This window comes from Streptomyces sp. NPDC000151 (assembly GCF_040301705.1).
Classification (GTDB): Bacteria; Actinomycetota; Actinomycetes; order Streptomycetales; family Streptomycetaceae; genus Streptomyces.
In genome coordinates, this window is sequence record NZ_JBEPFC010000040.1 from 1 (window position 1) to 26,944 (window position 26,944).

23 protein-coding genes are annotated in these 26,944 nt (G+C 72.5%); 13 read left to right on the top strand and 10 right to left on the bottom strand.

Annotated features, from left to right (window positions below; translation table 11 throughout):
* Positions 1-708, top strand: a 708-nt coding sequence (locus tag ABT381_RS14370; protein WP_351592890.1) for an N-acetylglucosamine kinase, incomplete at its 5' end; no start/stop codon positions are given.
* 353 nt (positions 709-1,061) lie between these two features.
* On the top strand, positions 1,062-1,970 hold the full coding sequence (locus tag ABT381_RS14375) for a sirohydrochlorin chelatase (RefSeq protein ID WP_351592893.1): 909 nt from the start codon (positions 1,062-1,064) through the stop codon (positions 1,968-1,970).
* 172 nt (positions 1,971-2,142) lie between these two features.
* On the opposite strand, the gene ABT381_RS14380 is transcribed toward ABT381_RS14375, so the two are convergent.
* The 3 genes from ABT381_RS14380 to ABT381_RS14390 all read right to left on the bottom strand — a co-directional run bounded on the left by ABT381_RS14380 (position 2,143) and on the right by ABT381_RS14390 (position 5,715).
* Entirely contained in the window at positions 2,143-2,934 is a 792-nt protein-coding gene (locus ABT381_RS14380; protein WP_351592896.1) for a class I SAM-dependent methyltransferase, read from the bottom strand.
* A gap of 130 nt (positions 2,935-3,064) precedes the next feature.
* On the bottom strand, positions 3,065-4,129 hold the full coding sequence (locus tag ABT381_RS14385; RefSeq protein WP_351592899.1) for a lactonase family protein: 1,065 nt from the start codon (positions 4,127-4,129) through the stop codon (positions 3,065-3,067).
* Positions 4,130-4,203: 74 nt separating this feature from the next.
* Complete coding sequence (locus ABT381_RS14390) at positions 4,204-5,715, bottom strand: FUSC family protein (RefSeq protein WP_351592902.1); 1,512 nt, start codon at positions 5,713-5,715, stop codon at positions 4,204-4,206.
* 410 nt (positions 5,716-6,125) lie between these two features.
* Here ABT381_RS14390 and ABT381_RS14395 point away from each other — a divergent pair, with 410 nt between their 5' ends.
* The 3 genes from ABT381_RS14395 (at position 6,126) to ABT381_RS14405 (ending at position 8,971) form a co-directional block, all read left to right on the top strand.
* Complete coding sequence (locus tag ABT381_RS14395) at positions 6,126-6,206, top strand: putative leader peptide (RefSeq protein WP_351592995.1); 81 nt, start codon at positions 6,126-6,128, stop codon at positions 6,204-6,206.
* A 234-nt stretch (positions 6,207-6,440) separates the two neighbouring features.
* On the top strand, positions 6,441-7,607 hold the full coding sequence (locus ABT381_RS14400; RefSeq protein ID WP_351592904.1) for an LLM class flavin-dependent oxidoreductase: 1,167 nt from the start codon (positions 6,441-6,443) through the stop codon (positions 7,605-7,607).
* Complete coding sequence (locus tag ABT381_RS14405; RefSeq protein ID WP_351592907.1) at positions 7,604-8,971, top strand: MFS transporter; 1,368 nt, start codon at positions 7,604-7,606, stop codon at positions 8,969-8,971. The genes ABT381_RS14400 and ABT381_RS14405 overlap by 4 nt, the downstream gene beginning before the upstream one ends.
* A gap of 9 nt (positions 8,972-8,980) precedes the next feature.
* On the opposite strand, the gene ABT381_RS14410 is transcribed toward ABT381_RS14405, so the two are convergent.
* Positions 8,981-9,118, bottom strand: a complete 138-nt coding sequence (locus tag ABT381_RS14410) for a hypothetical protein (protein WP_351592910.1) — start codon at positions 9,116-9,118, stop codon at positions 8,981-8,983.
* Positions 9,119-9,383: 265 nt separating this feature from the next.
* Here ABT381_RS14410 and ABT381_RS14415 point away from each other — a divergent pair, with 265 nt between their 5' ends.
* Together ABT381_RS14415 and ABT381_RS14420 are read left to right on the top strand one after the other, a co-directional pair.
* Complete coding sequence (locus tag ABT381_RS14415; protein WP_223733963.1) at positions 9,384-9,863, top strand: Lrp/AsnC family transcriptional regulator; 480 nt, start codon at positions 9,384-9,386, stop codon at positions 9,861-9,863.
* A 24-nt stretch (positions 9,864-9,887) separates the two neighbouring features.
* The gene (locus tag ABT381_RS14420; protein ID WP_351592914.1) at positions 9,888-10,589 is read left to right on the top strand and encodes an HAD family hydrolase; all 702 of its coding nucleotides are present in this window, start codon (positions 9,888-9,890) and stop codon (positions 10,587-10,589) included.
* Here ABT381_RS14420 and ABT381_RS14425 read toward each other — a convergent pair.
* Both ABT381_RS14425 and ABT381_RS14430 read right to left on the bottom strand, forming a co-directional pair.
* Positions 10,537-12,189, bottom strand: coding sequence for an AMP-binding protein (locus tag ABT381_RS14425; RefSeq protein ID WP_351592917.1), 1,653 nt, complete (start codon positions 12,187-12,189; stop codon positions 10,537-10,539). The two genes, ABT381_RS14420 and ABT381_RS14425, sit on opposite strands and share 53 nt — an antisense overlap.
* A 2-nt stretch (positions 12,190-12,191) precedes the next feature.
* A complete protein-coding gene (locus tag ABT381_RS14430; protein WP_351592920.1) occupies positions 12,192-12,896 on the bottom strand; it encodes a TetR/AcrR family transcriptional regulator in 705 nt (234 codons plus the stop codon).
* Positions 12,897-13,016: 120 nt separating this feature from the next.
* Between ABT381_RS14430 and ABT381_RS14435 the strand changes: the two genes are divergently transcribed.
* From ABT381_RS14435 to ABT381_RS14460, 6 genes are all read left to right on the top strand, one after another.
* Positions 13,017-16,226, top strand: a complete 3,210-nt coding sequence (locus ABT381_RS14435) for an acetyl-CoA carboxylase family protein (protein WP_351592923.1) — start codon at positions 13,017-13,019, stop codon at positions 16,224-16,226.
* Positions 16,227-16,415: 189 nt separating this feature from the next.
* On the top strand, positions 16,416-17,708 hold the full coding sequence (locus ABT381_RS14440; protein WP_351592926.1) for a helix-turn-helix domain-containing protein: 1,293 nt from the start codon (positions 16,416-16,418) through the stop codon (positions 17,706-17,708).
* A 14-nt stretch (positions 17,709-17,722) separates the two neighbouring features.
* Positions 17,723-18,478 carry a TIR domain-containing protein gene (locus ABT381_RS14445; RefSeq protein WP_351592929.1) on the top strand — a complete coding sequence of 252 codons (756 nt, stop codon included), beginning with the start codon at positions 17,723-17,725 and terminating at the stop codon, positions 18,476-18,478.
* Positions 18,475-20,442: an nSTAND3 domain-containing NTPase gene (locus tag ABT381_RS14450; RefSeq protein WP_351592932.1), complete on the top strand. Its 1,968-nt coding sequence runs from the start codon at positions 18,475-18,477 to the stop codon at positions 20,440-20,442. Before ABT381_RS14445 ends, ABT381_RS14450 begins: the two co-directional genes overlap by 4 nt.
* Positions 20,439-21,521 carry a hypothetical protein gene (locus tag ABT381_RS14455; RefSeq protein WP_351592935.1) on the top strand — a complete coding sequence of 361 codons (1,083 nt, stop codon included), beginning with the start codon at positions 20,439-20,441 and terminating at the stop codon, positions 21,519-21,521. The genes ABT381_RS14450 and ABT381_RS14455 overlap by 4 nt, the downstream gene beginning before the upstream one ends.
* A 20-nt stretch (positions 21,522-21,541) precedes the next feature.
* Positions 21,542-22,060: a hypothetical protein gene (locus ABT381_RS14460; protein WP_351592937.1), complete on the top strand. Its 519-nt coding sequence runs from the start codon at positions 21,542-21,544 to the stop codon at positions 22,058-22,060.
* Here the strand turns inward: ABT381_RS14460 and ABT381_RS14465 are convergent.
* Genes ABT381_RS14465 through ABT381_RS14480 form a run of 4 tightly spaced genes read right to left on the bottom strand, consistent with a single transcriptional unit; the run spans position 21,960 to position 26,836 of the window.
* Positions 21,960-23,162, bottom strand: a complete 1,203-nt coding sequence (locus ABT381_RS14465; RefSeq protein WP_351592939.1) for an XdhC family protein — start codon at positions 23,160-23,162, stop codon at positions 21,960-21,962. The two genes, ABT381_RS14460 and ABT381_RS14465, sit on opposite strands and share 101 nt — an antisense overlap.
* Positions 23,155-25,308 carry a xanthine dehydrogenase family protein molybdopterin-binding subunit gene (locus ABT381_RS14470; protein ID WP_351592942.1) on the bottom strand — a complete coding sequence of 718 codons (2,154 nt, stop codon included), beginning with the start codon at positions 25,306-25,308 and terminating at the stop codon, positions 23,155-23,157. Before ABT381_RS14470 ends, ABT381_RS14465 begins: the two co-directional genes overlap by 8 nt.
* The gene (locus ABT381_RS14475) at positions 25,305-26,300 is read right to left on the bottom strand and encodes an FAD binding domain-containing protein (protein ID WP_351592945.1); all 996 of its coding nucleotides are present in this window, start codon (positions 26,298-26,300) and stop codon (positions 25,305-25,307) included. The genes ABT381_RS14470 and ABT381_RS14475 overlap by 4 nt, the downstream gene beginning before the upstream one ends.
* Positions 26,297-26,836, bottom strand: coding sequence for a 2Fe-2S iron-sulfur cluster-binding protein (locus ABT381_RS14480; protein WP_031055651.1), 540 nt, complete (start codon positions 26,834-26,836; stop codon positions 26,297-26,299). Before ABT381_RS14480 ends, ABT381_RS14475 begins: the two co-directional genes overlap by 4 nt.
* Positions 26,837-26,944: the final 108 nt, after the last annotated feature.

Sequence of the window (26,944 nt, forward strand, 5' to 3'; positions counted from 1 at the left end):
GCCGCGCTGTCCCGCGCGCTCGGCACGGACCGGCTGGCCCTCACGGCCGACGCGGTCACCGCGTACGCGGGGGCGCTCGGCCAGCGCCCCGGGGCCGTGGTCGCGGCCGGCACGGGCATGATCGCGATGGGCACGGACCTCAGCCCGGCGACCGGCTGGCGCCGCGCCGACGGCTGGGGCCACCTCCTGGGCGACTGCGGCAGCGGCGCCTGGATCGGCCGGGCTGGGCTGGAGGCGGCGCTGCGCGCGCACGACGGCAGGCCCGGCGGTTCGGCGGCGCTGCTGGCCCGCGCGGAAGCGGTGTTCGGGCCGGTCACGGACCTGCCCGGCAAGCTGTACCCGCGTACGGACCGGCCCGCCGTACTGGCCTCCTTCGCGCCCGAGGTCGCGCGCTGCGCCGCCGAGGACAAGTTCGCCGCGGCCATACTCGACGAGGCCGCCCACCACATCGCCGACTCGGCGGCCGCGGTCTGCCCGCGGGAAGTCGCGCCCACCGGCCGGGAGGTCGCGTACACCGGCGGCCTCTTCAAGATCGGCGAACCGCTGCTGGAGCCGTTGCGGGCGGCGCTCGCGGTACGGCTGCCCGGCGTACGCCTCCGCGCGGCGGACGGCGATCCGCTGGACGGCGCGCTGCTGATCGCGTCGGCGGTGGCGCGGGACGCGCTGCGGCTGCCCACCGATGAGCGGCTGCTGCGCGTAGGCGGATGAGTACGCCGGGGAGCCCGCCAACGACGACGCGCTCGCACTATTCGCAGTCGCACACGCGTCGACCGCCCTCATCGCGCCCCACCCCTCCCTTCGCCCCGCCGTCCAGCAGCCGCTCCGCCCCCGTCACCGACGCCCACGCCATCGACGCCCCCGTCACCAACGCCCCCATCGACCCATAACCGGAATCCCCCCATCAGCACCCCTTTCGATCGCCCGCCGCACAAGTCAGCGCAGATCACACGGCGTGTCGTGGGATGTTCACACGAAGACGCGCGGGACGAATCGGTACACAAGACACCCGACTGTGCCCTCCCTCGGCACGGGGTGCCGAAGAGGCGTTAGCATGCGGCGCCATGAGTTCCCCCACTGGGCCCGCACCCGGCCTGCCTGTACGAATGCCGCGTCCGCGCCAGTCCGGACGCCACCGCCGACCCGAGCCGGTCGCCGCGCCCGAGGGCGCGCCCGCGCTCGTTCTGGCCGTTCCCGGCGCCCCCACCGCCGCGTCGCGCGGCCTGGCGGAGGAGGTGTCCAGCATCGCCCGCTCCGAGCTGCCCGGCCTCGACGCGCGGATCGGGTACGTCGACGGCGGTGACGGCGAGTTCCCGTCGCTGGAGGCGGTGCTCGCGCACGCCGCCGCCGAGCGCAGGGCCCGCATCGAGAACGGTGCGCAGGACCTGAAGGACAGCCCGGCAGCCGTCGTCGTGCCGCTGCTCGCGGGCCCCGACAACGCCCTGCTCCGCCGCATACGCCAGGCGATCATGAACAGCGGCTCCGCCGCCGAGCTCACCGACGTGCTCGGGCCGCACCCGCTGCTCGCCGAGGGCCTGCACGTACGGCTGTCCGAGGCCGGCCTGGCGCGCGCCGACCGCGCCCGGCTGTTCACGGTCGCAACGGCCGCTGACGGCATCATCCTCGCCACCGTCGGCGGCGAGGAGGCCGTGCAGGCCGCCGGCATCACCGGCATGCTGCTCTCCGCGCGCCTCGCGGTGCCGGTGCTGGCCGCCGCGCTGGACGAGGACGGCGCGATCTCGCGTACGGCCGAGCAGCTGCGGGCCTCGGGGTCGCAGCAGCTGGCGCTGGCCCCGTACCTGATCGGCCCGGAGATCGCCGACGGGCTGCTGGGGGCGGCCGCGGCCGAGGCGGGCTGCGCCTCCGCGGAGGCGCTGGGTGCGTACATGGCGGTGGGCCGCCTGGTCCTGTCCAACTACGCGGCGTCGCTCGGCATCACGCTGCAGTCGGCACAGGGCGCAGCGACCCACTGAACCGCCGCCGGCCGCCACGGGTGGCCGACGACACGGCCTGGTGGACGAACCAGTAACAGCCTGGTGGAAGAACCAGTAGACGAAGCTCGGATATAGCCGAACGAAGCACCGATGGGCCGCCTCGCACCACGCGGGGCGGCCCATCGCCGTATCCGGGGCAGCCCATCGTCCCTCACCCGCTCGTCCGCCCCACCAGCACCCGTACCCGTACCTCTTCCGCGTACGGGCCCTCCGGGAGTGCGGCCCGCAGGCCGGCGGTGAAGTGCGGGCGGTCGGCGGGGGGCGGCAGCCGGTCGGCCGGTACGGCGGAGCAGACGCCGCCGACCAGCTCCTCGAACGTCAGCTCCACGCCGTAGCGGTGGTCGATCTCGCGCACCCCGTCGTAGCCCGCCGCGCGCAGCGCCCGGGCGTAGCAGGCCTGATCGTCGTCGCCCGTGCCGCAGGTGGCCTCCAGGACCGTGCCGAAGTACCGCTCCAGGTAGCCGCGTAGCGCGTCCGACCAGTAGCTCTCCTGCTGCCAGAGCGGTACGCCGTTCGCGATCACGGCGATGCCGCCGCCGGGCCGGAGCAGCGGGCGCAGCTCGCGGAAGAGCTGCTCGTGGTCCATCCAGTGCAGCGCCTGGCCGATGGCGGTCATGGCCAGCGCGCCGCGGCCGAGCAGCGTACCGAGCGCCGGGACGTCGGTGTCCGCGCCGAGCACCCAGGTGGCGTTGCCTACGCCTGCCTCGTCGGCGGCCCGGCGGGCCAGCCGCAGCATGTCCGGTTCGGGGTCCATGCCGAGGACGGCGCCGACCCGCGCGGCGAGCGGCACGGCCAGCTGTCCCGTGCCGCAGCCGAGGTCGAGCGCGGTGTCGCCGGCGGTCAGGCCGAACGCTTCCTGCAGTGCGTCCAAAAGCTCCGGGCGGTAGCCACGCCGGAAGCGGGCGTAGTACTCGGCGACTTCACCACTGAATCCGACGGTCATGCCGTCAGACTGCCCGTTTCCCGGCCGCCGCGCCCGGCATTCGGACGATCTCACCGCCAAGCGTCCGCTATCGGCTGAACATACTCATCGGCCGGAAATCAAGAGGGTCCGGCCCACCGGACGCAGGCTCTCAGCCTCCGAAGACCACGCAGGAAGCCGACGGTACCGGGAGCGAACCGCCGCGCTCCGGGACTCCCGTTTCCGGGTCGACCGTGAACCACGTGACGTCCCCGGAGCGTTCGTTGGCCGCGTACAGGAAGCGTCCTGCTGGGTGCAGCGCCAGGTCGCGGGGCCAAGTGCCGCCGCACGGGACGGTTGTTACGAGGCGGGGGGCGAGGCCTTCCTGATGCAGCGTCAGTACGGCGATGCTGTCGTCGCCGCGGTTGGCGGACCAGGCGAAGCGGCCGTCGGCGGAGACCACGAATTCGGAGGGCAGCGTCGGCGTCACACCGCCCTCGGGCAGTACGGACGTCTCCCCCACCGGCGTCAGCACCCCCTGTACGGCGTCCCAGCGGCAGGTGGTCACCGTCGGGTCCAGCTCGTTGATGACGTAGGCGAGCCGGCCACCCGGGTGGAAGCGCAGGTGGCGCGGGCCGCTGCCGGCGCGCAGCGCGACCTCGCGGCGCATGACCAGCTCCCCGCTCCCCGGGTCGATGTCGCAGACGCGTACGGAGTCGGTGCCGAGGTCCACGCTGAGCACCCAGCGGCCCGTGGGGTCGGCGACCACGGCGTGCGCGTGCGGGCCGGTCTGCCGCTCGGCGTTCGGGCCGCTGCCGTGGTGCTGGAGTACCGCGCCGGGGCCGGGCGCGGTGGGCGCGCCGTCGGCCCGCAGGGGCAGCGCGCTGACGCTGCCGGAGCGGTAGTTGGCGGTCAGCAGGTGACCGGCGTGCGGGGTGAGGTGGGTGGGCGCGGAGCCGTTGACGGGCACCGGCGGCGCGAGCGGTTCCGGCCGGTCGCCCGCGAGCGAGAACGCGGCGGCCGCGCCGTCGGGCGTCTCGCTCACCGCGTACAGCAGCCGGCCGTCGCCGGACACCGCCAGGTAGGAGGGGTTGGCCACCGCGTCGGTGCGGTGCAGCTCCTTCAGCGCCCCGCTCTCCGGATCGACCTCTGCGGTCACCACGCCGGCCCCGCCGGCCGTCGACCCGATGTACGCCCGCCGCCCGGCACCGTTCCGGCCGTCACCGTTCACGCTCATACCCCGCATCTCGTCCGCACGCCCCGCATCGGTCGGTCACCGACGCTAACAGCCGGGCGGCGCGGAGCCTGTCCTCAGGCGCCGATCAGCGGCGCGCGGTCGGAGTCGCGCAGGGGTACCGCGAGTTCGGCGAGCGCTCGTTCCAGGCCGTGCAGGTGGGCGAGGGCGGGCCCCGCGGCGGGAACGCCCGGCGGTACGAGGGCGGCGGCCTCCAGTGCCCGCGTCGGCCGTGGTGAGGTGAGGCATTCCACCGCGGTCTCCACGCGCCAGCAGGCCGCGGTGAGGCGGTCGTCGTGGGACGCCTCGGGGTCGGCGGCGACGGCGGCCAGCCCGCGGACCTCGCGGGCGCAGTCGTCGAGCAGGGCGAGTACCTGACGGGCCCGCTCCTTGCGGGCGCGCAGCGGGCTGAGCGGGTGGACCAGCGGCGCGAGCGACACCCGTACCTTGCCGAGCAGCAGCTCCAGCTCGGCGATCCGCGGCGCGGGGTCGGCGTCCGCGGAGCCCGCCAGGCGCGCGGCGGATTCGGCGGTGCAGGCGTGCACACAACGCAGCGCACGCTCGATCCAGGCGTCCGTCGTGGCGTGCGTGGTGACGGGCAGTACGAGCAGGACCGCCAGTACCGCGCCGAGCGCCCCGACACCCGTCTCCGCGACCCGCAGCACGAGCAGCCCCGGATCCAGCACCCCGAGGAGCCCGTACAGCAGCCCGGCCATCACCGTCACCGAGAGCATCATCCAGGTGTACGAGACGGCGGCCGTGTAGAAGATCCCGAAGACGCAGACGGCGACGAGCGCGGCGGTCGCCACCGGCGCACCGTGCAACGGCACAGCGACACCCAGTCCCACAGCGATACCGATCACCGTGCCGAGCACCCGCCGGAAACTCCGTACCAGCGTCTCGCCGCTCGACGCCGTGTTCACGAAGACCCACCACGTCGCCCCGACGGCCCAGTACCAGCGCTCCTGCGACAGCACCTGGCCCGCCGCGAGCGCGAAGGCACCGCCGGCCATCGCCTGTACCGCCTGCCGCGTGGTCGGCCGGGCGAGCCCGGTGCCGATGTTCAGCGGCGGTACCGCGGCGGGCGGCGGCAGCCGGCGCTCGTAACACCACAGCCCGAAGCGCACGGCCGAGGAGGCCAGCAGGGACAGCAGCACGGCTCCGTACAGCTCGGGCAACTGGCCGGGCACCGCGTGCAGGAACTGCGCCGCGAAGAAGACCATGAAGCCGAGTACACCGAGGGAGTGCCCTCGCGGGCCCCACCGACGGGCGTACACCCCGGCACCGACCACGGCGAGGAAGGCCGCGTCCCGTGCCACCGGGTGGTCGTGCAGCATCGCGGCCAGGGCGAGCACAGGCAGCCCCACCGCCGGGAACAGCGCGGTGGTGATCGCCTGCCCGCGGACCGTGGAGTCCGTGACCGTGAAGAGGGCGAGCAGGGCCGCGAGCCCGCCGGTGATGGCCGCGGCCATCGAGTGACCGGCCGCACCGCACAGGGCCACCGCCGACCCGATGCCGAGCACCGCCCGCAACGCACTGCGCAACCGCAGCCGCCCCGGATCCGGAGCCACGAACACCCTCTTCAGCACAGATCCCCGCCCTTTCTGCGTTCCGACACGACCGGCTTCGGTGTTCCGACACGACCGGCACGGCACGGCATGAAAAAGGCGCCGCGGAATCCGCAGCGCCATCGACACGACCATCAGAACACCTGGGAGCCCACTGGCTCAACAGAAGTCGAGATCACTGCGCCATTGGCACAGGGCGACGCGCGCCCGCGAGATCCGGGCGGTGCCAATGGACCACCGACGTGAGCCTCCCGCCACATCCGCACCTGGATCCGACGGAGCCCGCGGCGATGGCGTGGCCCCGCTGAGCGCACTCCGGCGGCGGACCGAACGGAACACTGAGCTCGCTCCGGCGGCGGACCGTCTCACGTGCTGGAATACTCGTCTCAGCGGCTTGATCCGAGCAGGTCGGACGGCGCAGAATGCGAGGCATGACTGCTGCTGCCGACCTCCTCGTGGAACGACTCCACGTCGACCTGTGTCGCCAGACCAGCGCCGGCTGTCGCGCCTGACGGCTGTTTCCCCAGTTCCCGCGCGCTCGTGATGCCTGTGCATCCGTGATGCCCGCGCGTCGGTGATTTCTGTGCTTCCGTGACGTCCGCGGCGAACCGCCGTGGGTATCCGCTGCTGCGCAGCGCCGTGAACACCCTTTTCGTCTCCCGGGTCCGCCCGCCGGGCCGCCGTGCCCTGCCACGGCTGCCCGGTGCGTCGCCCGCTGCTCTTTCCTCCTCCCACCGGAGTCCTCGATGTCCTCTGCTCTGACGTCCCCGCTGACGTTCCATTGGTTCCTGCCCACGACCGGTGACAGCCGGCACATCGTCGGCGGCGGCCACGGCTCGCTGCCCGGCACCGCCGGCGGGGACCGGCCCGCCTCCGTGGAGTACCTCGGCCAGATCGCCCGCAGCGCCGAACAGCTGGGCTTCGTCGGGGCGTTGACGCCGACGGGCGCGTGGTGCGAGGACGCCTGGCTGACCACGGCGATGCTCACGCAGGTCACCGAGCGGCTGAAGTTCCTCGTCGCCTTCCGGCCCGGCCAGATCAGCCCGACCCTGTCGGCGCAGATGGCCGCGACCTACCAGCGGCAGTCGCACGGCCGGCTGCTGCTCAACGTCGTCACCGGCGGCGAGTCGGCGGAGCAGCGCGCGTACGGCGACTTCCTCGACAAGGACCAGCGGTACGCGCGCACCGGCGAGTTCCTGGACATCGTGCGGCGGCTGTGGGACGGCGAGACGGTCGACCACCACGGCGAGCACCTGCGGGTGGAGGGCGCGAAGCTCAACCGGCTGCCCGACCCGGTGCCGCAGGTCTACTTCGGCGGCTCCTCGCCCGCGGCCGGCGAGGTGGCGGCGCGGTACACCGATGTGTACCTGACCTGGGGCGAGCCGCCGCAGCAGGTGAAGCAGAAGATCGACTGGATTCGGTCGCTGGCCGCCGCGCAGGGCCGCGAGGTGCGCTTCGGCATCCGGCTGCACACCATCAGCCGGGACACCACGGAGCAGGCGTGGGCCGAGGCCGAGCGGCTGCTGCAGGGGATGGACCCCGAGCGCATCAAGGCGGTGCAGCAGGGCCTGGCCACCAGCGAGTCCGAGGGCCAGCGCCGGATGCGCGAGCTGCACAACAGCGGGTCCAGCGACAACCTGGAGATCTACCCCAACCTGTGGGCGGGCGTCGGCCTGGTCCGCGGCGGCGCCGGCACGGCGCTGGTGGGCAGCCACTCCGAGGTCGCGAACCTCATCGAGGAGTACGCCCGGCTGGGCATCGAGGAGTTCGTCCTCTCCGGTGTGCCGCACCTGGAGGAGGCGTACTGGTTCGGCGAGGGCGTGCTGCCGCTGCTGGAGCGGCGCGGCCTGTGGCAGCACCCGGCCGGGCCGCGCACGACCGAGGCGGGCATCGTCCCGTTCGCCGGCCGATGAGCCCGGCACCCGCGCCCTCGCAGGCGCCACCCCATCCGGACGAGCGGCAGGCGGGCACCCCGCCCACCCGGCTGAAGACCGTGGTGCTCGCCAGCCTGCTGGGCACCACCGTCGAGTGGTACGACTTCTTCCTGTACTCCACGGCCGCCGGGCTGGTCTTCAACAAGCTGTTCTTCCCGACCGCCAACGGCACGGTCGGCACGATGCTGTCGTTCGCGACGTTCGCGGTGGGTTTCGTCGCCCGGCCGGTCGGCGGGCTGCTGTTCGGGCACATCGGTGACCGGATCGGCCGCAAGCGCACCCTCGCCTTCACGATGGGCCTGATGGGCGTCTCCACCGCCCTCATCGGCCTGCTGCCGACGTACCAGCAGGTCGGACTGCTCGCCCCCGCGCTGCTCCTGGTCCTGCGCGTCGCGCAGGGCGTGGCGCTCGGCGGCGAGTGGGCGGGGGCGGTGCTGCTGGCCGTCGAGTACGGGCCCGACGGCCGCAAGGGGCGGTTCGGCAGCTATCCGCAGATCGGGCTGGCGCTCGGACTGGCCCTGGGCACCGGGGTGTTCGCGCTGCTGAACGACGTGCTCAGCGACGCCGCCTTCCTCGGTTACGGATGGCGGATCGCCTTCCTCGTCAGCCTGGTGCTCGTCGGGGTCGGCCTGACCGTGCGGCTCAAGATCGACGAGACGCCGGCCTTCCGCGCCGTACGCCGACTGCAGGAACTGCCGCGCTCCGCGCCCCTGGTGGAGCTGGTGCGCGAGCCAGCCGCCCGCCGGCACGTGCTGCTCGGCATGCTGGCGCGGTGGGGCGAAGGCGCCGCCTTCAACACCTGGGGCGTCTTCGCGATCACGTACGCGACGGGCACGCTCAAGCTCGACCGCACGCCGGTACTGCTCGCGGTGACGGCCGCCGCGCTCGTCATGGCGTTCCTGATACCGGTGTCCGGCGCGCTGGTCGACCGGCTGGGCGCGCGCCGCGTCTACCTCGTGGGCATGGGCGCCTTCGCCGTCTCGGTCTTCCCGGCGTTCTGGCTCTTCGGCACGGGCGGCACCTGGGCGTTCGCGGCCGCGCTGCTGATCACCCTCGGCCTCGTGCACGCCTCGTTCTACGGTGCGCAAGGCACCCTGTTCGCCGCCCTGTTCCGCACCCCGGTGCGCTACACGGGAATGTCGTTCGTCTACCAGATGTCCGGCATCTTCGCCTCGGGGATCACCCCGCTGGTCATGACGGCACTGCTGGCCCTCGGCTCCGGCACGCCCTGGCTCGCCTGCGGATACCTCGCCCTGACCGGCCTGGTGAGCATGGTGGCGACCGCCCGGCTCCGGGACGCGGACCTGCACGTCCCGACCGGCCGGGCGCCGGTCGCCGAGTAGCGCTTCACCTCACGCCGTCGCCATCGCCGTTTCCGTACGGTGCTTGCGCACGTAAGCGGTGTACAGATCGATGACGAACTTGGTGAGGATCGCCTCGGCGATGACGAGGCCGGCCTTCACCAGCGCCGCACAAAGGAGTTCACCCACCGGAACCACTCTCCTGTTCCCTCGTGTCCGCGCGGCTCCCGGGAGGGGGCCGCGACTACCGTTCCTCCACCCATGCCCCATCGAGGTGACGGTGTCGGCCACTCACTGTGGACAGGTGGTGACAGACAGGTGAACTGGAGTCCGGTCGGTCACGCGTCAGGACGCCGACTGACCCCGCTGTCGCAGGTCACCGCCGTACGCCGCAGACTGGAGGGAGGTGACCGACCGGTATCGCCTCCGTTCCGCCCGCAAGGAGCCGCTTCCCATGGCCGTGGACGCACTCGACGCCCGGATCCTCCGGCTGCTGCTGGAGCAGCCGCGGACGAGCGTGCGGGAGTACGCGCGCCTCCTCGGCGTCGCGCGCGGCACGGTGCAGGCACGCCTGGACCGGCTGGAGCGGGACGGTGTGATCACCGCGTACGGGCCTCGGCTCTCCCCCGCCGCGCTCGGGCATCCCGTCACCGCCTTCGCGCACATCGAGGTCACCCAGGGGCACCTGGAGGAGGTCGCGGCCCTGCTCGCCGAGGTGCCGCAGATCATCGAGGCGTTCTCGACCACGGGCGGCGGCGATCTGCTGGCCAAGGTGGTGGCGCGGGACGCGGCGCATCTGGAGGACGTGATCCAGCAGCTGATCAACATGCCGGGGGTGGTGCGGACGCGCACGGAGGTGGCGCTGCGCGAGCGCGTGCCGCACCGGCTGCTGCCGCTGGTGGAGGACGTCGGCGGGGCCGCGGCGGCGCGCTGACCGCGGGCTTGGCATCCTGGGGGCATGAGCACCGACGCCCCCTCCCGCACGCCCGTCATCTTCGACCTCGACGGCACCCTGGTCGACAGCGAGCCCAACTACTACGAGGCGGGGCGGCGGCTGCTCGCCCGGTACGGGGTCGAGGACTTCACCTGGGAGCACCACGCGCGGTTCATCGGCATCGGGACGCGCGAGACGCTGGAGATCCTGAAGAAGGAGTACGGGATCGACGCGCCCGTGGCGGAGCTGCTGGCCGGGAAGAACGCGATCTACCTGGAGCTGGCCGGGGCGCAGACCGAGGTCTTCCCGGAGATGCGGGCGTTCGTGGAGCAGCTGCACGCGGCCGGGCACCCGGTCGCGGTGGCGTCCGGCTCGTCCCGGGCCGCGATCGACGCCGTACTGAAGGGCACGGATCTGGACACGATGCTCAGCACGCGGGTGTCGGCCGAGGAGGTGGGGCGCGGCAAGCCCGAGCCCGATGTCTTCCTGGAGGCGGCCCGGCGGCTGGGGGTGGCGCCGGAGAGCTGCGTCGTGCTGGAGGACGCGGCTCCCGGCGCCGAAGCCGCGCGCCGTGCCGGGATGCGGTGCATCGCGATCCCGTACGTGGCGGAGACCGCCGGAGACCCGGCGTTCGAGGCCGCCGGGCTCCTCTTCAGGGGCGGTCAGCGGGAGTTCACTGCGCGGGCCGCATACGCATGGCTCGCTCGGCCAGCTCCGTCTTCTTGATCTTTCCGGTGGCGGTGAGCGGCAGTTCCGGGGTCAGTTCGATCGCGGGCAGCTTGTAGGCGGCCATGGCCGCGCCCGCCCACTCCGTCAGGGCCTCGGCGGTGAGCGTGCTGCCGGGGACGGTACGGACGTAGGCGTACGGGCGCTGGCCGCGCCGCTCGTCCGGTACGGCCACGACGGCCGCGGCCAGCACGTCCGGGTGCCGCCCGAGCAGCGTCTCCACCTCGGTCGGGAAGACGCTCATCCCGTTCACCTTGATCATGTCCTTGTCGCGGCCGAGGTAGTGCAGACAGCCCTCCTCGTCGATGCTGCCGATGTCGCCCGTGTGCAGCCAGCCGTCGCGGAGTGCGGTCTCGGTGGCCTTGGGGGCGCGCCAGTACCCGGTCAGCACAGACGGGCCACGGACGACGATCTCGCCGCGCTCGCCGAGCGGCAGCGGCTCACCGGTGGCGAAGTCGGCGACCATGATGTCCGTACCGGGGACGGGCAGCCCGCAGAAGGTCGGCTCGCTGTGCAGGTCGGCGTCGCCGTCCTGGAAGCCCAGGGTGGAGGTGTCGCTGGTGTGCGTCTCCGTCATGCCGTACGACGCCTCGCGCAGCACGCTGTGGCCGCCGACGGCGCGGCGCCAGCGCTCGCGTATCTCGGGGGTGAGCTTGCGGATGAAGGAGACGGTGAGCGGCGCGGTGAAGGCGGCGAGGTCGCGCCCCGCGAGGTCCAGTTGGTCCAGGAGTTCGAGGTAGTTCTCGACCGTGCCGGCCATCGTGGCGACGCGGTACCGCTCCAGCCCGTCGAGGACCGCTGCCGGGCCCCAGCGCGGCAGCAGCACGCTCGTGCCGCCGGAGACCAGCGGCGCGAGAATGCCGAGGTTCTCGCCCGCGATCCAGAAAATGGGCAGGTAGCAGAGGGAGACGATGCCCTCGGGGGCCAGGTCGGGGGCCCGGCCCGAGTCGATGGCGGTGGCCGTGTAGACCATGTGGCGCTGGGTGTGTTCGCAGCCCTTGGGCATGCCGGTGGTGCCGCCGGTGTAGTTGAGTGCGGCGAGCGCGTCGAGGTCGTCGGCGATCCGGCCGTGCGGGGCGTGCGTAAGGGCTTCGTCCCAGGCATCGGTGTCGGCGAGGAGTACCTCGCGTACGGGGGTGTCCGCGCGTATCTCCTCGATGCCCGGGGCCAGTTCGGTACGGGAGATGACCAGGCGGGCGCCGGAGTCGGTCAGTTCGTGGCGGAGTTCGGCCGCCTTGAACATGGGGTTGACCGGTACGTGGACCGCGCCCAGGCGCAGTACGGCGAGCATCGCGACGAGGAACTGGGGGCAGTTGGGGAGGTGGACGCCGACCCGGTCGCCGGGCTCCACGCCGCGCTCCGCCAGCCAGCCCGCGAGGCGGTCGGAGGCCTCGTCCAGCTCCCGGTAGGTGATCTCGCGGCCGTCGAAGACGAGGGCCGGGCGGTCGGGGGCCGTGGTGGCCCAGTGGCGCACGTAACCGGGCACGGTCCGCTCGCCGGCCCGGAGCCTGATGGTGTCCGACTGCCGGCCGCTGCGGGCCCGGTCCTGTCGGGTGCGGAGATCGGTCAGGTAGTGCTCGATACGCGTCGCGCGGCTCACTGCTACTCCTCCGGTATCGCCTGGTGTCCCTCGGGGTGGTACGGCCTGAGCAGGTGCAGATACATGGCGGTGACATCGCGTACGGCGTCCTCGTACGCGTCCTGGTCCTCCGCCACCAGCCGGGCGAACCGCACACACATCCCGCCGACGGCCGTGGCCACCGCCGCAGGGTCCGCGACCGGCGCCGCGTACCCGGCGGCGGCCACCCGGCGGATGTAGCGGGCGGTACGCCGGGTCGGCCGCCGGTCGATCTCCTCCCACAGCTCGCGGACCTCGTCGTCCCCCTGCGCCTGCTGCTCGATCAGCCGCAGCAGCGGGAGGTGTTCGGCGTAGGCGGCGATGAAGGCGGCGGTGGAGTCGCGGGCGACGGCCCGTACGTCGTCCGGATCGGTGCCGGGCACTTCCTGCGCGGCGAGGAAGGTGTCCCGTACGCGCACCGCGAGCACCTGGAAGATCTCTTCCTTGGACGCGAAGTAGACGTAGAAACCCGCGCGGGACAGCTCTGCCTCGGCGGCGATGTCGGCGATGGTGGCGGGCCCGTAGCCGCGGCGCGCGAAGACCGCCTCGGCGGCGTCCAGCAGCCGGTGGCGCACGGGCGTGTCGCTGCGGTCGCGGGCGGTGCGGGTCGCCCAGGGCCGGTGTCCGCGTCCGGCCGGCGCGCCGCCCGCGGACGGCTGTCGGGGCGCCGACTGTTCTCTCTCTGCCACGCCTCGACCATATTGACGTTGACGCCAATGTCAATGACCATGACAGCGCCGTCTCAGAGTCTGTGCAACAGCCCTGGCCGGGGCTGCGCCGCGGGCTCCCAGCGTGGAGGTGCTTGCTCAATGGGGTCAGCCGTACTCGTCGCCAATCGCGGGGAGATCGCCGTCCGGGTGGTGCGTGCCGCGGCGGCGGCCGGACTGCGGAGCGTCGCGGTGTACGCGGAGGACGATGCGGCGGCGCCGCACGTCCGGCTCGCCGACGAGGCACATCCGCTGCCCGGTTCCGGGCCCGCCGCGTACCTCGACGGGGCGGCCCTGCTGGCCGTCGCCCGGGAGGCCGACTGCGCGTACGTCCATCCCGGGTACGGCTTTTTGAGCGAGGATGCCGGCTTCGCGCGGGCCTGCGCCGAGGCGGGCACCGTCTTCGTCGGTCCCTCCCCCGAGGTGCTCGGCCTCTTCGGTGACAAGGCACGGGCCCGCGCGCTCGCGCAGTCCCTGGACGTACCGGTACTGCCGGGCACCGGCGGCCCAACCACGCTCGACGAGGCCCGCGCGTTCCTCACCGAAGGCCCCGGCGCGGGCGGCCCCGTGATGGTCAAGGCGCTCGGCGGGGGCGGCGGCCGCGGGATGCGCCGAGCACGGGACGCGGCCGAGCTGGCCGAGGTCTGGGAGCGCTGCCGCTCGGAGGCCGTACAGGGCTTCGGGCGCGGCGAGTTGTACGTCGAGCGGCTGCTGACGGGAGCGCGGCACATCGAGGTACAGGTCATCGGAGACGCGACCGGCGCGGTCACGCACGTGTGGGAACGGGACTGCTCCGCGCAGCGCCGCCATCAGAAGCTCATCGAGATCGCGCCCGCGCCCGCGCTGCCCGCCGCCGTGCGGGACCGGCTGCTGGAGTGCGCCCTGCGGATGGCCCGCGAGGTCGGTTACACCGGCGTCGGCACCTTCGAATTCCTCGTGAGCGGCGAGGAGTTCCACTTCATGGAGGCCAATCCGCGACTCCAGGTGGAGCACACCGTCACCGAGGAGGTGACGGGCGTGGACCTGGTCGACGCGCAGCTGCGGCTGGCGGCCGGGGCGACGCTGGCCGATCTGGGGCTGGCCGACGGGCCGCCCGCGGCACGCGGCTTCGCCGTACAGGCGCGGGTCAACGCCGAGGTGACGGCGGCGGACGGTACGGTACGCGGCTCGGCCGGCACGCTGACCCGCTTCGAGGTGCCGACCGGTCCCGGAGTACGGGTGGACACCGGCGCGCGCGGCGGGCTGACCGTCGGCGCACGCTACGACCCGCTGCTGGCGAAGGTCGTGACACGCATCCCGGTACCGGACTTCGCCGCGGCCTGCGAGCGGTCCCGGCAGGCGCTCGCGGAGTTCGCCGTGGAGGGCGTACGGACCGGGATTCCGCTGCTGCGTGCGGTGTTGGGCCACCCGGAATTCGCGGCGGGCGGCACGCACACCTCCTGGGTGACGGAGCACCTGCCCGAGCTGATCACCGATCATGACGAGCCGCCGGCCACGGACACCGACGACGAGGACGGCGCGGTCGTCGCGCCCATGGCCGGCACCGTCGTCACCGTGGACGTGGCACCCGGCGAGACCGTACCGGCGGGCCAACCGCTCCTCGTCCTCGAAGCGATGAAGATGGAGCACGTGGTGACGGCGCCGACCGCCGGGATCGTGCGCGCCGTACGGGCAGCGGTCGGCGACACGGCCGCCGAGGGTCAGCCGTTGCTGCTCCTGGAGCCGGTCGCGGGCGACGCGGCCGATGCGGCGGCCGCCGCGGAGGCCGACCCTGACGCCATACGCGCCGATCTCGCGGCGGCGCTGGCCCGGCACGCGGTCGGGCTGGACGCGCAGCGCCCCGAAGCGGTCGCCAAGCGGCACAAGCTCGGTCGCCGGACCGCGCGCGAGAACATCGACGACCTCTGCGACGAGGGCAGCTTCACGGAATTCGGCGCGCTGGCGATCGCGGCACAGCGCAGGCGGCGCACGCTGGACGACCTCATCACCGCCACCCCGGCCGACGGCATGGTCACCGGCACCGGTACGGTCAACGGCGCGCCCTGCGTGGCCATGTCGTACGACTACACCGTGCTGGCCGGGACGCAGGGCCACAACAACCACCGCAAGACCGACCGGCTGCTGGGCGTGGCCGAGCAACGACGGCTGCCCGTCGTGCTGTTCGCGGAGGGCGGCGGCGGCCGCCCCGGCGACACCGACACCGCCTCGATCGCCGGCCTGGACATCATGACGTTCCATCAGATGGGCCGACTGAGCGGCCTCGTGCCCCTCGTCGGCATCGCGTCCGGGCGCTGCTTCGCGGGCAACGCGGCGCTGCTGGGCTGCTGCGACGTGGTGATCGCGACACCCGAGGCGTCGATCGGGATGGGCGGCCCGGCGATGATCGAGGGCGGCGGGCTCGGCACGTACGCGCCCGAGGCGGTCGGCCCACTGTCCGTACAGGTCCCGAACGGCGTGGTGGACATACCCGTCGCGGACGAGGCCGAGGCGGTCCGCACGGCCAAGCGTTACCTGTCGTACTTCCGCGGCCCGGTCGAGGAGTGGGAGGCGCCCGACCCGCGGCTGCTGCGGCACGCCATTCCGGAGAACCGGCGGCGCGCGTACCCCGTCCGCCGGGTGATCGACGGCCTCGCGGACACCGGTTCGGTGCTGGAGCTGCGGGCCGGCTTCGGTACGGGCGTGGTGACGGCCCTGGTACGGGTGGCGGGCCGCCCGATGGGCCTGCTGGCCAACAATCCGGAGCACCTCGGCGGCGCGATCGACCGCGACGCGGCCGACAAGGCGGCCCGCTTCCTCCAGCTCTGCGACGCCTTCGGCCTGCCGGTCCTTGCCCTCTGCGACACCCCCGGCTTCATGGTCGGCCCCGACTCCGAACGGACCGCCACCGTCCGCCACTTCTCCCGCCTCTTCGTCACCGGCGCCAACCTCCGCGTCCCCGTCGTCTCCCTCATCCTGCGCAAGGCGTACGGACTCGGCGCGATGGCGATGATGGGCGGCTCGACCCGCGCGCCACTGGCCACCGCGGCCTGGCCGACCGGCGAACTGGGCGGCATGGGCCTGGAGGGCGCGGTACGCCTGGGCTACCGCAAGGAACTGGAGGCCATCGCGGACCCGGACGAGCGACAGCACGCATTCGAGACCCGCGTCGCCGAACTGTACGAGCACGGCAAGGCGGTGAACGCGGCCGCAGCCCTGGAAATCGACGCGGTCATCGACCCGGCCACCTCCCGCGACTGGATCACCTCAGCGCTGGACGGCTACCGGGCGGAGGAACTGCCTCTGGGCGGGCGGAGGTTCATCGACACCTGGTGAGCGGGGCGTGCGGGCACCCGCCTTTGCGGGAAGCCGCACCACACAACTCCACACCTCCGGGAATGCCGCGCTCACCTGCGGAGAAGGAAACGGGAAACAGCAGCATTCGCCTTGTCCGTCCGGCCGGGGTTGCCGCACTCTTTCGTGCGGCAGCCCCGTTCGCCTGGATGGATGGTTATGGAGGTTTCCGTGCCGCAGCCGTCCACCGAGTTCGGCGAAGAGCTGAGGAAGCGGCGTCTGGACGCCGGTCTCAGCCTCACCGCTCTGTCCGCGACCGTGCACTACAGCAAGGCGCAGCTGAGCAAGGTCGAGCGGGGCATCAAGGCACCCAGCCGCGATCTCGCCCGCCTCTGCGACGCCGCGCTGGAGGCGGACGGGGAACTGATCGCCCTGGTCGCCGCCCCCGCCGCCGACTCCCCGAGCGAGCCGGTGCCCCACGGAATCGACGAGGAGGAGTGGACGATGCAGCTGTCACCGGACGGCCCGAGCTGGTTCCAGCCCATGGGCCGGCGCCAGGTCGTGAGCGCCGGCGCAGCCTCACTGATGAGATGGCGTACGAGCGGCCAGACCCCGGTCTCGCCGGCCACCGGTGCCGGGATGCTGGAGGCGTCCCGCTCCCTGTTCACGCACTACCGGCGGCTCGGCCAGAGTGTCGAGCCCGGCTTCCTGCTGCCGGGACTGATCGCGCAGACGCACACGCTGCGGGAGTTGTCGGTCCACGCCGATTCCCGCACCCGCCAGGAGCTGCTGGCGCTCGGCTCCCGGTACGCCGAATACGTCGGCTGGCTGGTGCAGGAGACGGGCGACGAGCAGGCGGCGCTGTGGTGGACGCAGCGCGCGGTGGACCTCGCGGCAGCGGGTGGCGACCGGGCGCTCGCCGGGTACGCACTGGTGCGCCGGGCGCTGGTCACGCTGTACCAGGACGACGCCGAGCAGACCGTCGCACTGGCCCAGCGGGCACAGGGCGGCACTCTCCCCCCGCGCATCCGCGGACTGGCCGCGCAGCGCGAGGCACAGGGGCACGCGCTCGCGGGCGACCGCGACGCGTGTCTGCGCAGCTTGGACCGGGCCCGTACGCTGCTCGCCCGGCAGGAGAGCGACGCCGACGCACCGGTGATCGGCAGCATGCACCTGCCCGACTCGGTGGGCATGGTCACGGGCTGGTGCCTGTTCGACCTGGGGCGCCCGCACGAGGCCGCCGAGGAGCTGAACCGGCAACTCGCGCTGGTCTCGCCCGAGGCGGTACGGACCCAGGTGCGGTACGGCGTACGCCGCGCCCTCGCCTACGCGGCGGACGGCGAGATCGAGCACGCCTGCGCGTTGACCGTGCCACTGCTCGACGGGGTGGCAGCCGTACGCTCCGCGACCGTCACGATCGACCTCCGGCGCCTCGCCCGCGCCCTGGCCCGCCACGCCGACCATCCCGCGGTGCGCCAACTTGCCCCGCGGCTCGGCACGTTATCCCGCTTCCCCCAGTCTTGAGGAGAGAACCCGCCATGGCCGATGTGTTCATCAACTACCGTACGGGCGACGGTGATGGTACCGCTGCCCTGATCGACAACGAGCTCTCCAACCGTTTCGGACGGGACCGCGCGTTCCGCGCGTCCAAGTCCATCGTCCCCGGCACCGCCTATCCCGACGCCCTGCTGACCAGCCTCCGCCGCAGCGCCCTACTCCTGGCGGTCATCGGACCGGACTGGATGAACTTCCGGACCAAGCTGCGCGACCCGGAGGACTGGGTACGGAAGGAGATTCTGGAAGCGTTCGCCTGCGGGTTGCCGGTGATTCCCGTCCTGGCAGGCAGGAAGACGGAGCGCCTGAGGAAGGACGACCTGCCGAAGAAGCTGGCGCGGCTGGCGGAACTCCAGTCCGTACGGCTGGACACGCAAAACGCCGAAGCGGATCTGAAGCGCCTCGGCGACCTCGTCGCCGAGAGGGTTCCCGAGCTGCATGACCTCGAGCGCGCCGACGTCCCGGTCCCCGACCCCGGGTCCGTGGCCAACTCCGCCGGCGACATCAACGGTACGGCCGTGCAGAGCCGGGACTTCACCGGGGACGTCGGGGGCACGATCATCAAGGATTCCAGCGGTCCCGTGCACACCGGAACGGGCGGCATCTATCAGAACTCACGCCACGAGTCGGGTGGCCGGCACTACTCAGGTGACGGCATGACGAACTACGAGGGTGACCATCACGGTGACAATCGCCATCAGTTCGGCGGCTCGGGACGGCGCGAGGACGACGAACAGTGAGCGAGCCGTTCACCGCACGGGTCGAGCACCCCAGCGGCCCGGTGCACACCGGCTTCGGCGACCTCTACAACGTCACCATCGGCCTGCTGAAGCAGGAGGCGGCCGGCCGCAGTCCCCGCCGCATCGCGGACGACCAGCTTCGTCTGCTCAGGCAGCGGTTCGTCGATCCCGAGGGTATGGGAGAGGCACGCCGCCTGCTGGCTGAGCACAGCACCGTGATCCTGCACGGCGCTCCGGGCAGCGGCAGAACTGCCGCGGCACGCGTCCTCCTGTACGAACTTCACCGGGACACCGGCATCTTCCGCGAACTACTGCCCGGCGACGAAGAGGAAGCCACTCTCACGGACCCCGGACTGGTCGGCGCCGGTGACCGGCTGCTGTTGGACCTTGCCGAGGCCGACGGCTCCCGATGGGCGAGGAACCGCAGGGATCTGTCGGCGCTCCGCAAGTCCGTACAGGAACAGCAGGCGCACTTGGTGATCGTCATGCCGCACGAGAGCACACTGGGATCGGACCTCCAGTTCTACCGGGCCGAGATCACACACCCTCCGGCCGAGGAGGTGTTCCGACGCCACCTTCGGCTCCACCGGATGCCGCACGAGGAGTACCTGCGATCCGCGCCCGCATTGGCGGAATTCCTGGACCAGCAGCGATCGATGGAGGAGATCGCGGATTTCGCCGACCGGGTGCGACGGGCCCGTACAGCACATCCCGCTCGCGACGGCTTCGCCACCTGGTGCGAGCAGGCCCGGGAGGCCCGGAAGGACTGGCGAAAGGAAGTCGCCGAGCTCGCCGCCGAGCGGCGCGAGGCACCGCAGCGGGCGTTACTGTTCACCACCGCCATGCTGCACGGCGCGCACGCCGACGTCATCCACCAAGCAGCCGCTCTCCTGCTGCATACGTCCGAGTCACCGGGCGACGACATGCCCTTGCTCGAATGCAAGGACCTGGCCGAGCGACTGACGGAGATCTCCGCGTCGGCCGGGCCGGACGGCCACGTACGGTTCGACAAGCTGGACTACGACGCCGCCGTCCGCGCCCACTTCTGGGACCACATGCCCGATCTCCGGCGCCTCCTCAGCTCCTGGGCCGCCCGTAGTACGGAGCTGGAAGATCCGCACCTCACCCCGGATCTCCGCAAAGAACTGGTGAAGCGACTTGCCGGCCAGTACCTGCGCACCGGGCAGTGGAAGGAGCTGGCGGCCCTGGCGGACAAGTGGGGCGCCAACGCCACGAGCCTGGCGCGTCTGGGAGCAGCCGTCCATGCGCTCACCCACGGTGTCGAGGACAAGCTGTACGGCAGGCATTTCCGGCAGCTGATCTACATGTGGTGCAAGGACAAGCAACTCACGGGGGGCCTCGCGTACGTTCTCCTCCGCGTCTGCACCGAAGCGATCGCGCCGTCCCACCCCGACCAGGCAATGGTCCGCCTGCGCCACCTCGCCCGCCGCGAGCAGGGGTCCACGCCCGCGTTGGACGCTCTGTGCGATCTGGTGGCGACGAGCGGCCGGCTCCGCCGCCGCATGCTCGACCGCCTCACTCGGCATTCGTCCGCTCCGGCCGCCGACGCCCGTCTCTTTCTTCGGATCTGCGACCCGGTGCCGTTGACGGACCCCGGCGACGCGCCGCGCGCGCTGATGGACGAGGACGGCGTGCAGGGCTGCGTGGTCCTCGGCTGGCGTGCCGTCTTCGACAGCCTCCCGCAGCCGCACTGGCAGCGATACGCGCAGCATTGGCTGCACACCGCCTCCGACGCCGACGACCGCCATGACCTGCTGCTCGACCTACTGGTCGAATCCACCGGGCGGAACGGCAAGCACCTCGCCGCGCTGTACTCCGTGGCCCGCGCCGCAGAGCCCACCACACCCGGTGGACGCACGCGCGGCGTCGCCACCACCGACCTGCTGTTCCAGAAGATCTCCAAGGCTCAGGGACTGCGACCACCCAGGGGGAACACACCATGACGACCGGCTGCAAGACGACGACCGTCTTCCTCACCGTTTTATCCGGACTGCTGCTGACCATCCTCGGACTGACCCAGCACTGGCCCGTATGGGCGTGGCCCGTCGTGGCCGTCTTCCTGGTCGGCGTGCCGGTTGCGGCCTTCAGGATCGCCGCGATGCGACGCGGCTCGGTATCGGTCGCTCTGGTGGAGGACTTCACCGCTCCCCCCGTCGAACGCAGGGAGCACCGGATCAGCCGCGTGGCGCTGCCCAGCCAGTGGGCCGACTACGACTTCCTGTTCTCCGCGACCGTACGGTGGTACCCCCTCGGTGCCGCCGCGGACGATCCGGTCCTCAATCCGGCGGGCCTCGCCGTCGAGACCGTGCTGGACCGCGCCCGCGCCGTCACGGAACAGCGTGAGCCCGGCCGTGCCTCCCTCGTCCAGCACGAGTTGAGCGGGTCGCTCAGCTGGATGCGTCCGGAGGCCACCGGACACCTCCAGGTCATGGCGGAGGACATCACCCTCACCCTGCGCGAGCAGGACCAGGAGCGGCTGGACAGGCTCGCCGAGGTGCGCAAGGACAAGGCGGTCTGGGAGCACCAGCGGAAGTACGAGCAGAGCAAGCGCGAGTACTTGGGCGAGGACGTGCTCAAGGACACCGGCAGCGCGGTGGTCTGGTGGCTCGCCAAGAACGAGGACCACGTGGAGAAGACCGTGGCGGACCTCGGTCTCCTCGCGCGGCTCACGTCCGCCGCCAACGACACGGATGTACCCGAACGGCTGCGGGACCTCCTCCCGCAGGCACACGGCGAACAGCCCGACCCGGACCATCTGGAAGGACCTCCTGCTCCCTTCGAGCGGGAGCCGTCGGCCGCTGACCACTTCGAGGCGTTCCTCAGTGGCATGGGCTTCATGGACGGCGACGTCCGGCGGGGCATGCTGGCCAAGCAGGTCGCCGACGTCATCAAGACGCAGGAGCGGTACGAGACGGCCGAGGAACTGCTGCGTCGATACGATCCGCCGGCGTCCTTCACCTCGGATGCGGAGGAGCCACCGGATTCTCCGGACGGCGCGGCCGACGAGACGCCGGGAAACTGACCCCGTTATGGAGGACAACGATGGACAGCGAACTGGCCGCCCTGGCCGCGTCCGGAGCGACCACGCTGGTCTCGCTCATGGTCACCGACTCCTGGACGCACGCCCGTGACCTCGTCGGACGGTTCTTCTCGCGCGGTGGTACGGGAGGCGCCGCGGTCGCCGACCTGGACACCGCCCGGGCCCGGCTGCTCGCCGCCGAGGCCGCCGGAGATCCGGACGGCGCGCGCGACACCGCCGAGCAGTGCCACGCCTACCTGCGGCATCTCCTGCGGGCCGACGCCGCCACCGGCGACGAACTGCGCGAGCTGCTCACGTCCTTGCAGCGCCTCGGGAGCGAGGCGGAGGAGCGGCCCGCGGCCGTACGCAACGACATCAGCGGCGGGGTCCAGCACGGCCCCGTGATCCAGGCGGGTCGGATCACCGGGCTGACCTTCCATGTCACCCCGCAGCCACCGCTCCCTGAAGACCTCCCTCGCGATGGATCGGGAACCGTGCCCCCGTCAGCGGCGCGCCCGTTCCCCCGTGCCTCGTGGCGATGATTTCTGCTGCGATGGAGAGGGCGGTTTCTTCGGGGGTGTGGGCGCCGAGGTCGAGGCCGATCGGGGAGCGGAGGCGGGAGAGGTCGTGGTCGGTGAGGCCGGCTTCGCGGAGGCGGCGGTCGCGGTCCTCGTGGGTGCGGCGCGAGCCCATCGCGCCGATGAACGCGGCCGGCAGTCGCAGGGCCGCCGTCAGCAGGGGGACGTCGAACTTGGCGTCGTGGGTGAGTACGCACAGGACCGTGCGGTCGTCGGTGCCGGTGCGTTCGAGGTAGCGGTGCGGCCAGTCGACCACGATGTCGTCGGCCTCGGGGAAGCGGGTACGCGTGGCGAAGACGGGGCGGGCGTCGCAGACGGTGACGTGGTAGCCGAGGAACTTGCCGGTACGTACGAGTGCCGCGGCGAAGTCGACGGCGCCGAAGACGATCATGCGGGGTGGCGGGACGCTCGATTCGACGAACAGGGTCAGGCCGCCGGGGCAGCGTGAGCCGTCCTCGGAGATGTCGAGCGTGCCGGTGCGGCCCGCGTCCAGCATGGCGCGGGCCTCGGCCGCCGCCGTACGGTCCAGCTCCGGCCCTGGGCCGAGACGCCCCTCGGACGAGCCGCCGAAGCCGGCCTCGGACGAGTCCTCGGCCGGGCCGCCGAGACCGCCCTCGTACGAGCCGTCCGGTCGGACCAGCAGTGCTCTGCCCAGCAGGGCGGGTGGGCCCGCGGACACTCGGGCGAGGGCGGTCGGCTCGCCGCGGGTGGCGCCGGACAGGGCGGTCGCGAGGACCGCTCTGTCCGGCGCGTCCGCGCGCACCGGTGTGACCAGGACATCGATGACTCCGCCGCAGGTCAGCCCGACGGCGAAGGCGTCCTCGTCGCTGTAGCCGAACCGTTCGCGTACCGTCCTGCCGTCCTGGAGGGCCTGGACGCACAGGTCGTACACGGCGCCTTCCACGCAGCCGCCGGAGACCGAGCCGATCGCCGTGCCCTCGCTGTCGACGGCGAGGGCGGCGCCGGGCCGGCGCGGCGCGCTGCCGCCCACGGCTACGACGCTCGCCACGGCGAACTCGCGGTCCTCGCGCACCCACCGGGCCAGCTCGGCGGCGATGTCAAGCATCCGGGCCCTCGGCCGGCACCCCGGCTCCGGCCGGTGCCGCGGCGCCCGCCAGCAGGACGCGGTCGGGGCGGATCGGCAGGTGGCGGTGGCGTACGCCGGTCGCGTGCCAGACCGCGTTGGCGATCGCCGCGGCGGCTCCCACGATGCCGATCTCGCCGACGCCCTTGATCCCGACCGGGTCGTCGGCGTCCGTGTCCTCGACCCAGTCGGCCTCGATGAGCGGCACGTCGGCGTTGGCGGCGACGTGGTAGCCCGCGAGGTCGGCGCCGACGTGGCCGCCCGATGCCGCGTCCCGGATCGCCTCCTCGTGCAGCGCCATGGACAGGCCCCAGGTCATGCCGCCGATGAACTGGCTGCGCGCGGTCAGCGGGTTCACGATCCGGCCCGAGGCGAAGATGCCGAGCATCCGGCGCACGCGGACCTCGCCGGTGCTGACGTCCACCGCGGCCTCGGCGAACTGCGCCCCGAAGGAGTGCCGCTCCTTCTGCGCCAGTGCGGCGAGGGCCTCACCCGTGTCGGACCGTACGGTGATGCCCTCGGGCGGGATGGTGCCGCCGAGCGCCAGTTGCTCCCGCAGGTCCTTCGCCGCGGCCGTGACCGCCCAGGCCCAGGAGCGGGTGCCCATCGAGCCGCCCGCGATCCACGCCGGGCCGAAGTCGCTGTCCGCGATCCGGGTACGGACGCGGCCGGACTCCACCTGCAGGGCGTCGGCGGCGATCTGGGTCAGCGCGGTGCGCGCGCCCGTACCGATGTCCGCCGCGTTGATCCGTACGGTGAAGGTGCCGTCCGCCTCCGCCGTCAGGGCGGCGGTGGACGGGCCGGCGCCCGAGGGGAACGAGGCCGCGGCCACGCCCGTGCCCAGCAGCCAGCGCCCTTCGCGGCGCACGCCGGGGCGCGGGTCGCGGTCGGCCCAGCCGAACCTGCGGGCGCCCTCGTCGAAACAGGCGAGCAGGTTGCGGCTGCTGAACGGCAGCCCGGAGATCGGCCCCGCGTCCGGCTCGTTCCGCACCCGCAGCGCGATCGGGTCGATGCCGCACTTCTCGGCGAGTTCGTCGAGCGCGCTCTCCATCGCGAACGAGCCCGGCGCCTCGCCCGGCGCGCGCATGAAGGTCGGGGTCGGCACGTCCAGGCGTACGACGCGGTTGACGGAGTGGTGCGCGTCGGAGGCGTACATCGCGCGCCCCACAGCGGCGCTCGGCTCGACGAATTCGTGCACGGTCGACGAGAGGTTCTGCGCCTGGTGGTCGAACGCGCGCAGCCGCCCGTCTGCGTCGGCACCGAGCCTGACGCGCTGCACCGTGGGGCTGCGGTAGCCGGTGAGCGAGAACATCTGACGGCGGGTCAGTACGACGCGTACCGGGCGGTGGAGGGTGGTCGCGGCCATCACCGCGCACACCTGGTGCGCGCGCATTCCCTTGGATCCGAAGCCGCCGCCGACGTGTTCGGACCGCACCCGCACCGAGGCCGGGTCGAGGGAGAACAGCTTCGCGAGCTCGTTCGCCACCCACATGGTGCCCTGGTTGGAGTCGACGACCTCGAGCCGGCCGTCCTCCCAACGCGCCGTCGCCGCGTGCGGCTCCAGCATCGCGTGGTGCTCTTCGGGCGTGGTGTACTCGGCGTCCAGGACGACGGCGGACGCGGCGAGTTCGGCCTCGACGTCCCCCTTCTCCACGGCGGAGTTCTCCGGGGTGTACGTACCGTCCCGGCCGGCGGAGAACGCGACGTCGTGCGGCTCCTGGTCGTACTCCACCACCAGCGCCTCCGCGGCCTCCCTGGCCTGCTCGGAGGTCTCGGCGACGACCAGCGCGACCGGCCAGCCCAGGTACGGCACGCGGTCGTTCTGGAAGACCGCGAGGGTCGGGTCGGGCCGCCCGAGCAGCCCCACGTAGTCGGTGTCGACGCGCGGCGCGTTCCCGTGGTGCAGGACGGACAGCACGCCGGGCATGGCCAGTACGGCGTCGGCGCCGACGGAGCGGATACGGCCGCGGGCGACGGTGGAGAGCACCAGCCAGCCGTGGGCGAGTTCGGCGAAGGGGACCTCACCCGCGTAGCGCGCCGCTCCGGTGACCTTGGCCACGCCCTCCACGCGCGTGTGCGCGGTGCCGACAGCGCCCGTCACCGCCGGACTTCCGGTCATCGTGGTCATCGGGCGGCCTCCTCGGCGAGCTCGGTCAGTACGGCTGTGACGAGGTTGCGCATCAATGTCACCTTGTATCCGTTGTCGGGCAGCGCCTCGGCGGCGGCCAGCTCGGCGTCGGCCGCTGCGGCGAAGGCTTCGGCGGTCGCCGGGCCACCGGTCAGCAGCCGCTCGGCCGTCGCCGCACGCCACGGCCGGGACGCCACCGCGCCGAAGGCGAGGCGTACTTCGCGTACGGTCCCGTCCTCCTGGACGTCCAGGGCGGCGGCGACCGAGCCGATGGCGAAGGCGTAGGACGCCCGCTCGCGCACCTTGCGGTACCGCGAGACGGTGGCGACCGGCGCCGGCGGCAGGGTGACGCCGGTGATCAGCGCGCCGGCCGGCAGGGCGGTCTCCAAATGGGGGGTGTCGCCCACGGGGAGGTAGAACTCCGAGAGTGGCAACTCCCCCGGCCCGTCGGCCGTTTCGTACGTCACCACCGCGTCGAACGCGCTGAGCGCGACCCCCATGTCCGAGGGATGGGTAGCCACGCAGTGCGCGGAGGCGCCGAGGATCGCGTGGTTGTGGTGCTCGCCCTCGATGGCGGGGCAACCGCTGCCGGGGACGCGCTTGTTGCACGGCTTGGCGGTGTCGGCGAAGTAGCCGCAGCGGGTGCGCTGGAGCAGATTCCCGCCGACCGTCGCCATGTTGCGCAGCTGCCCCGAGGCACCGGCCAGCACGGCCTGCGCCAACGCCGGGTAACGACGCCTTACTTCAGGGTGCGCGGCGAGATCGCTGTTCGTCACGGTCGCACCGATGTGCAGACCGCCGTCCCCCGTCACCTCGATCCGGTCGAGGGGCAGGTCCCGTACGTCGACGAGCAGCGCGGGCCGCTCCACGCCGGTCTTCATCAGGTCGACGAGGTTGGTGCCGCCGCCGAGGAAGCGCGCGTCGGGGTCGACGCCGAGCAGCGCGACCGCGCCGGGGACGTCGAGGACGCGCTGGTAACCGAATTCCCTCATACCGCCGCCTCCACTCCGGCCGCGCGCGCGACCGCCTGGACGATGGACACGTACGCTCCGCAGCGGCACAGGTTGCCGCTCATCCGTTCCCGGATCTCGTCGGCGGTGAGCGGCGGCGGTCCCGCTTCGGGCCGCACGTCGTCGGTCACGGCGCTCGGCCAGCCCGCCGCGTGCTCCTCGATCACGGCGAGGGCCGAACAGATCTGTCCGGGCGTGCAGTAGCCGCACTGGTAACCGTCGAGGTCGACGAACGCCTGCTGCACCGGGTGCAGTTGGTCGCCGTCCGCCACGCCCTCGATGGTGGTGATCTCGCGCCCCTCGGCGGCCACCGCGAGCTGCAGACAGGAAACGGCCCGCCGCCCGTCGAGCAGCACCGTGCAGGCACCGCACTGCCCCTGGTCGCACCCCTTCTTCGTACCCGTCAGATCGAGCCGCTCGCGCAGCGCGTCGAGCAGGGTGGTGCGGTGGTCGACGGGCAGCGTGTACTTCTCTCCGTTGACGTGCAAGGTGATGGCGCTGGACGTCGATGGGGCCATGAACAGCCTTCTTTCGCGTGTGTGGTGCGCGGTTTCCGTATGTGGTGCGCGGTTTTCGCGTATGTGGTGCGCGGTGGGTATCGGCCTGGGATACACGGTGGACGACTG

What these genes read in the sequence shown, in the direction of transcription:
- ABT381_RS14480 (WP_031055651.1), bottom strand. Translation starts at nt 26,836, where the DNA reads ATGGCCCCATCGACGTCCAGCGCCATCACCTTGCACGTCAACGGAGAG.
- ABT381_RS14420 (WP_351592914.1), top strand. Translation starts at nt 9,888, where the DNA reads ATGAGCACCGACGCCCCCTCCCGCACGCCCGTCATCTTCGACCTCGAC.
- ABT381_RS14405 (WP_351592907.1), top strand. Translation starts at nt 7,604, where the DNA reads ATGAGCCCGGCACCCGCGCCCTCGCAGGCGCCACCCCATCCGGACGAG.
- ABT381_RS14460 (WP_351592937.1), top strand. Translation starts at nt 21,542, where the DNA reads ATGGACAGCGAACTGGCCGCCCTGGCCGCGTCCGGAGCGACCACGCTG.
- ABT381_RS14475 (WP_351592945.1), bottom strand. Translation starts at nt 26,300, where the DNA reads ATGAGGGAATTCGGTTACCAGCGCGTCCTCGACGTCCCCGGCGCGGTC.
- ABT381_RS14395 (WP_351592995.1), top strand. Translation starts at nt 6,126, where the DNA reads ATGACTGCTGCTGCCGACCTCCTCGTGGAACGACTCCACGTCGACCTG.
- ABT381_RS14385 (WP_351592899.1), bottom strand. Translation starts at nt 4,129, where the DNA reads ATGAGCGTGAACGGTGACGGCCGGAACGGTGCCGGGCGGCGGGCGTAC.
- ABT381_RS14415 (WP_223733963.1), top strand. Translation starts at nt 9,384, where the DNA reads ATGGCCGTGGACGCACTCGACGCCCGGATCCTCCGGCTGCTGCTGGAG.
- ABT381_RS14400 (WP_351592904.1), top strand. Translation starts at nt 6,441, where the DNA reads ATGTCCTCTGCTCTGACGTCCCCGCTGACGTTCCATTGGTTCCTGCCC.
- ABT381_RS14380 (WP_351592896.1), bottom strand. Translation starts at nt 2,934, where the DNA reads ATGACCGTCGGATTCAGTGGTGAAGTCGCCGAGTACTACGCCCGCTTC.
- ABT381_RS14455 (WP_351592935.1), top strand. Translation starts at nt 20,439, where the DNA reads ATGACGACCGGCTGCAAGACGACGACCGTCTTCCTCACCGTTTTATCC.
- ABT381_RS14470 (WP_351592942.1), bottom strand. Translation starts at nt 25,308, where the DNA reads ATGACCACGATGACCGGAAGTCCGGCGGTGACGGGCGCTGTCGGCACC.
- ABT381_RS14445 (WP_351592929.1), top strand. Translation starts at nt 17,723, where the DNA reads ATGGCCGATGTGTTCATCAACTACCGTACGGGCGACGGTGATGGTACC.
- ABT381_RS14375 (WP_351592893.1), top strand. Translation starts at nt 1,062, where the DNA reads ATGAGTTCCCCCACTGGGCCCGCACCCGGCCTGCCTGTACGAATGCCG.
- ABT381_RS14435 (WP_351592923.1), top strand. Translation starts at nt 13,017, where the DNA reads ATGGGGTCAGCCGTACTCGTCGCCAATCGCGGGGAGATCGCCGTCCGG.
- ABT381_RS14465 (WP_351592939.1), bottom strand. Translation starts at nt 23,162, where the DNA reads ATGCTTGACATCGCCGCCGAGCTGGCCCGGTGGGTGCGCGAGGACCGC.